5 protein-coding genes are annotated in these 6,000 nt (G+C 39.2%); 1 reads left to right on the top strand and 4 read right to left on the bottom strand.

Features of this window, described 5'->3' with window-relative positions; translation table 11 throughout:
• Positions 1 to 385: 385 nt before the first annotated feature.
• Entirely contained in the window at positions 386 to 826 is a 441-nt protein-coding gene (locus ADA55_RS09265) for a GNAT family N-acetyltransferase (RefSeq protein WP_048682418.1), read from the bottom strand.
• A 122-nt stretch (positions 827 to 948) separates the two neighbouring features.
• Here ADA55_RS09265 and ADA55_RS09260 point away from each other — a divergent pair, with 122 nt between their 5' ends.
• The gene (locus tag ADA55_RS09260) at positions 949 to 1,401 is read left to right on the top strand and encodes a MarR family winged helix-turn-helix transcriptional regulator (protein ID WP_048682413.1); all 453 of its coding nucleotides are present in this window, start codon (positions 949 to 951) and stop codon (positions 1,399 to 1,401) included.
• Positions 1,402 to 1,453: 52 nt separating this feature from the next.
• Here the strand turns inward: ADA55_RS09260 and ADA55_RS09255 are convergent, their stop codons facing one another.
• The 3 genes from ADA55_RS09255 to ADA55_RS09245 are packed head-to-tail and all read right to left on the bottom strand — an operon-like array spanning position 1,454 to position 5,510.
• Positions 1,454 to 3,313 carry an ABC transporter ATP-binding protein gene (locus ADA55_RS09255; RefSeq protein WP_048682411.1) on the bottom strand — a complete coding sequence of 620 codons (1,860 nt, stop codon included), beginning with the start codon at positions 3,311 to 3,313 and terminating at the stop codon, positions 1,454 to 1,456.
• Complete coding sequence (locus ADA55_RS09250) at positions 3,310 to 5,034, bottom strand: ABC transporter ATP-binding protein (RefSeq protein WP_048682407.1); 1,725 nt, start codon at positions 5,032 to 5,034, stop codon at positions 3,310 to 3,312. Before ADA55_RS09250 ends, ADA55_RS09255 begins: the two co-directional genes overlap by 4 nt.
• Positions 5,031 to 5,510, bottom strand: a complete 480-nt coding sequence (locus ADA55_RS09245; RefSeq protein ID WP_048682404.1) for a MarR family winged helix-turn-helix transcriptional regulator — start codon at positions 5,508 to 5,510, stop codon at positions 5,031 to 5,033. Before ADA55_RS09245 ends, ADA55_RS09250 begins: the two co-directional genes overlap by 4 nt.
• Positions 5,511 to 6,000: the final 490 nt, after the last annotated feature.

Here is a 6,000-nt window from a genome sequence, read left to right as displayed (position 1 = left end):
ATAAAAATAGACAAACTCGATTTTCATCGAGTTTGTCTACAGTCTGAGACGAAGCCGTTTATGTTATAAACAGCTTCGTCTTTTTGTTGTATATCTCTCATAAAATGCAAAATATGGCCGAGTGATTTTGGGGTTAAATGTAAATCTGAAACTTGTAAACCAAACTTTCCTTTTATTTAGAAGAGTTGGAAAGGGTGGGATAAGGGACACTTTTTATGTGTGTCCCTTATCCGGGGTATAATTCACAATACAAAGTTAATAGATTAATCATTCTGTTCTTTGCCCTTTTAAAAGAGAATTGTCTGTTGGATGGTTAAAGAACAACCTAGTGTTAATAGTAAGATCCCCATCAAAGGTTATTTTTTGTTCTACTCACATTTAACACTTATTCGTTAACCAATTCCTTTATCATTAATAGATGTGGACCGCCATCTTCCATAAAGACATCGGATGAAGTCCGATAGCCGAGTTTTTTATAAAAGCCCTCTGCCTGTGTTTGCCCATGTAATTTAACCTGAGTAATACCTTGTTCCTTTGCAATTTCTTCCAACGTTTTAAGTATTATTTTCCCGAGACCAAATTTACGGTAAGGCTCCAAGATGCAAATTCTCTCCAATTTACCTAACCCATCAACAACTCTTAATCTTCCAGTTCCGACTGGCATTTCATTATAATAGACTAATATGTGTTCAGATAAAGCATTAAGTGTATCGAATTCATCAAATTCAAATTCTAATGGGAAACCTTGTTCCTCGACAAATACTTCTTTTCTGATATGAAAGGCTATTTTTAAATCATTTTCAGTAGTTATTCTTTTTGAATCCAATGTTCTTCATCCCTTTTCTAGATTTATTTAAAAAGATAAGTCATAATAAATGTATATCCTATATTAGTATAAATGAAATTATTTTTGTTGTAAATACAACAAAAAAGTCAGGGGCTTTTTGTATGAAGGAAATACTCCGTGAAATTGGAATGATAGCAAGGGCATTGGACTCTATAAGTAATATCGAATTTAAAGAATTTGACCTTACAAAAGGACAGTATTTGTATCTTGTTCGAATATGTGAAAACCCAGGTATCATTCAGGAAAAGTTAGCAGAAATGATAAAGGTAGACCGAACGACAGCAGCTCGTGCCATTAAAAAACTTGAAATACAAGGGTTAATCGAGAAGAAAAATGATGAGGAAAACAAAAAAATTAAAAAGCTATATGCAACCGATAAAGGTGAAAAGGTCTATCCTTATTTGAAAAAAGAAGGGGAGTATACTGACAAGGTTGCGTTATCTGGATTTTCTTTGGAAGAAACGGAAACGATGCTTCATCTTCTTCAAAGGGTTAGAAAAAATATTGAGGTAGATTGGGAATTTGTGAAAAAGGGAAATAAAAGGGGGTATTGATACATAATAAAAAAGAGGCTCGACTCCGTTTAGGAATTGAGCCTCCTTCTTATTATCCAGCTACATTTTCAGTGAACTGACTATTGTATAGCTCTGCATAGAAACCATTCTCCCTTAAAAGGTCTGAATGCGTTCCTTTCTCTATCACTTTTCCTTGATCCATAACAAGAATCAAATCTGCATCCTTAATCGTTGAGAGACGATGGGCAATGACAAAGCTGGTTCTTCCTTCCATCAGTCGGTTCATGGCCTTTTGGATAAAGACTTCTGTCCGAGTGTCCACACTAGATGTCGCTTCATCCAATATCATGATTGGCGGATCTGCTAGAACAGCCCGGGCGATTGTCAAAAGCTGCTTTTGGCCTTGTGAGATGTTCGAAGCTTCTTCGTTTAAGATTGTCTCATAACCATCTGGCAGTGTCCGAATGAAATGGTCGGCATGTGCCGTGCGAGCAGCTGCAAAAATTTCTTCATCAGTTGCTCCATTTTTGCCATAAGCGATATTTTCATTAATCGTACCATTAAAGAGCCAGGTATCTTGAAGTACCATACCAAAATTCTTTCGAAGATCATTACGTGACATATTCCGTGTATCAAGACCATCAATCGTAATCTTTCCGCCGATGAGTTCATAAAATCTCATCAAGAGATTTATCATGGTCGTTTTTCCCGCACCAGTCGGTCCAACGATTGCAACCGTCTGTCCAGGCAGGACATCGATGTTCATATCTTCAATTAACATTTCTTCCCCATATCCAAAGTCCACATGTTCAAAAGAGACAGCACCATTTGCCCTTTTTATATTAACTGTGGTTTGTTCTTTCATTTCCTCTTCTTCATCAAGTAGTTCAAAAACACGCTCAGCGGCTGCAACCGTCGACTGAATAATGTTAGCGATGTTAGCCGTTTGTGTGATTGGCTGGGTGAACTGCTTTGAATATGTGATGAATGCTTGAATGTCACCAATTGAAATCGAACGCTGAGTTACCAATATTCCGCCGACAACGCTGATGATGACATAGCTCAAATTTCCGATAAAGAACATTACGGGCATGATGATACCCGATATAAACTGGGCTTTGCTTCCCGCTTTATACAATCCTTCATTAACTTCAGTAAACTGGGCACTCGCCTTTTTTTCATATCCGAATGCTTTAACGACTTGATGGCCGGTATATATCTCTTCAATGTGGCCATTTAATTGTCCGAGTTTACGCTGTTGATCGGCAAAATGTTTTTGGGATCTTTTTAAAATAGGCCGGATTGCAAATATTGACAAAGGTAAGCTGATTATCGAGATTAATGTCAATAACGGGCTTATCGAAAGCATCATGATGATAATCCCCACAATCGTTACGATTGATGTTATGAATTGCGTTAAGCTTTGCTGAAGTGTGCTCCCGATTGTATCAATATCATTTGTCATTCGGCTAAGTGTTTCACCATTTGGACGTCCTTCAAAGTATTTGAGTGGAAGTTTCTCGAGCTTTTTGTTCACATCTTCTCGAAGGTCATATACCGTGTCTTGTGCAACACTTGACATAATGTATTGTTGTACATAGTTGAAAAGGCTGCTTAAAGCATAAAGTCCGGCAAGGAGTAGAAGGATCTGGCCAATTTTATCAAAGTTAATGGCTGCTCCTGGTATTCCCTGGAACTTTCCATATGCTCCTTCGAATAATTCTGTAATTGCATTTCCCATGATCTTCGGTCCTACAATCATAAAAATCGTACTCATGATTGCAGCGAAGAACACGGAAATCAATTTGTTGCGCCTCGGTTTTAAATAGGTCAATAAGCGTTTTAGTGTTCCTTTAAAATCTTTTGCTTTTTGACCCATCATCATCATGTTACCGCCACCAGGACCATGCCCGACCTGACCGCCGCCTTGAGGTTTCTTTTGATTACTCATGCAATTTCCTCCTCTGTAAGCTGTGATAAGGCAATTTCACGGTAAATGTCGTTTGTGCTAAGCAACTCTTGGTGTGTTCCCATGCCTACAATGTGGCCTTCGTCTAACACAATGATTCGGTCAGCGTCCACGACGGTACTGACACGCTGGGCAACGAGTAGTACCGTCGAATTTTTCGTTTCATCTTTCAGGGCTGCGCGAAGGTTGGCATCCGTCTTGTAGTCCAGTGCAGAAAAACTATCATCGAATATATAAATATCCGGTTTTCGAATGAGTGCCCTTGCAATAGAAAGCCGTTGTTTTTGCCCTCCTGATAGGTTTGAACCGCCTTGATCGATTTCTGCCTCATAGCCGCCTTTCATGCTGCTGATAAAATCCTCCGCTTGCGCGATCCGAGCGGCATGCTCAACTTCATCTTGTGTGGCTGTTTGTTTTCCAAAGCGAATGTTTTCAGAGATAGTACCTGTAAAGAGGGAGGCCTTTTGTGGTACAAAGCCAATTTTTGAACGGACTTCATCTTGTGATGACTTACGTATATCAACACCATTGACGCGAATCGTTCCGCTTGAAATATCATAGAAGCGAGGGATCAAATTGACAAGCGTCGTTTTCCCGGAACCAGTTCCACCGATTATTGCGGTGATTTCACCAGGACTTGCAGAAAAACTAATATCCGATAATGCAGGTTCTTCTGCTCCTGGGTAACTGAACGTAACATGTTCAAATTCAAGGGTACCGTGTACACGATCTGCCTTTTCTGTCCCCTCATCCAGGAATGAAGGTTTCATGTCAAGGACTTCGTTTATCCTTGTTGCCGACACGGCAGCTCGCGGAACCATAACGAACATCATGGATGCCATAACGAGAGCGAACATAATTTGCATAACATATTGGATAAATGCCATTAAGTCCCCGATCTGCATACCGCCGTTATCAATACGGACTCCACCAAACCAAATGATACCAACAACCGTCAAGTTCATGACAAGCATCATTACAGGCATCATGAAGGCCATGATTTTATTGACTTTGATTGAGATATCCGTTAATTCTTTATTCGCTTTCTTTAGACGTTCTTTCTCTTGTGTTTCACGATTGAAGGCACGAATGACGCGAATTCCAGTTAAATTTTCTCGTAATACAAGGTTCAACCGGTCTAATCGTTTTTGCACCGTTTGAAAGAGCGGCACACCTTTATATAGAATAAGCAAGATTGAACCAATCAAAAAAGGCATTGTGACAACAATGACAAGTGATAATTTTGCATCCATGGATACAGCCATGATTACTCCGCCGATTAACATGATAGGTGCACTGATAACCATACGAAGCATCATGATAACCACTTGCTGGACTTGTGTTATATCATTGGTCGTTCGTGTAATCAATGATGCCGTACCGACTTCATCAAATTCTTGTAACGAAAACTTTTCAACGTGATTAAAGACCTTCAGGCGGAGATCGCGTCCCATTCCCATTGCCGCTTTGGACGAATAGTAACTTGCGATTATGGATGCACAAGCGCCAAGTGCGGAAACCAACAGCATAAAACCACCGATTTTCCAAATATAAGAAGTGTCTCCTCGAACAACGCCCTTGTCAATAATATTAGCCATTAGTGTAGGCAAAAAGAGGTCCGACATGGACTGAATAAAGACCAGACCGATAACTGCTAAAATAATCCACTTATATACGGATAAATTTTTCAGTATTTTTATCATTTTGTACACTCTCCCTGTTCGGTTGCTCGTGCTTCTAAAAAGTTTGTAATTTGCAGATGCGTTTTTAGCAACTCTTCAAACTGTTCTTCGGAAAGCATTTCAATGGCCGTTTGAAAGATTTGGTGAATGCTTCCTTCGTGAAAATGAATCGTTTTTAATAAATTTTCCCCCTTATCGGTGATTGACAATTGAATCTCACGCCGGTTGCCCTCCACATGCTCACGATGGAGCATGCCTCCGCGAACTAGACCATCGACCGCTTGGCTCAAGGTGCTTTTTGGAAGAAATGTTTTCTCCCCGACATTTTTTTGGGAGGTCTCTTTGTAAAGGGTAATGGTCATCAAAATGGAATATTGAGGAACTGTTAATCCATTTTCTGCGGCTGTCTTTTGAACGAACCGCATGATATTTTTCTGTACGTTCCAAAATGAACGCAATAGTTGTACGGAACGCATTAATTGTTTTTCATTCTCCACTCAACATCACCATTCTTTCTGTATTGAACTGTTCCATTTCGAACATTTAATTTTATGAATCATTTTAATTTACAGCTATTCTTCCGCTTAGTCAATAACTTCAACCCACCGGCTTTTATCTAGTCTTGGTGCGTATATGGAAATGAGTTAAAGTCAGGTCAGGCCAAAACTGTTAAACCCATTGTATTTTTGTTAAAGAAAGGTTTTCTCGTGAAAACAACGATACAAAGTGAAATTAACTTGAAAATGTGAGATGAAAAGTGGTAGGATAATATTGCATTGAGTTAGTACCAGGTAATAATAGTAGATGATAACGCATTTGAGGGTGTTAAATGGCAAGCATGCATACATAAAAGGGCTTTTCCTTCCTTCCTTCCTTAGATACATATAGGATTTAAGTTTGCGAGACAAACAAACAGCTAAATATGAAAGGTTAGTAATTTATATAGACCCATTTATATATTGGGTGACAGCATGAGGAGAACATTCT

The sequence above is a fragment of the Bacillus sp. 220_BSPC genome (assembly GCF_001054655.1).
Lineage (GTDB): Bacteria > Bacillota > Bacilli > Bacillales > DSM-1321 > Peribacillus > Peribacillus frigoritolerans.
The sequence above is the reverse complement of the archived record's forward strand: the minus strand, read 5'-3'. Positions and strand labels throughout refer to the sequence as shown.

Bases quoted from the DNA above. Each gene is read 5' to 3' on its own strand.
- ADA55_RS09260 (WP_048682413.1), top strand. From the start codon at position 949: ATGAAGGAAATACTCCGTGAAATTGGAATGATAGCAAGGGCATTGGAC.
- ADA55_RS09255 (WP_048682411.1), bottom strand. From the start codon at position 3,313: ATGAGTAATCAAAAGAAACCTCAAGGCGGCGGTCAGGTCGGGCATGGT.
- ADA55_RS09250 (WP_048682407.1), bottom strand. From the start codon at position 5,034: ATGATAAAAATACTGAAAAATTTATCCGTATATAAGTGGATTATTTTA.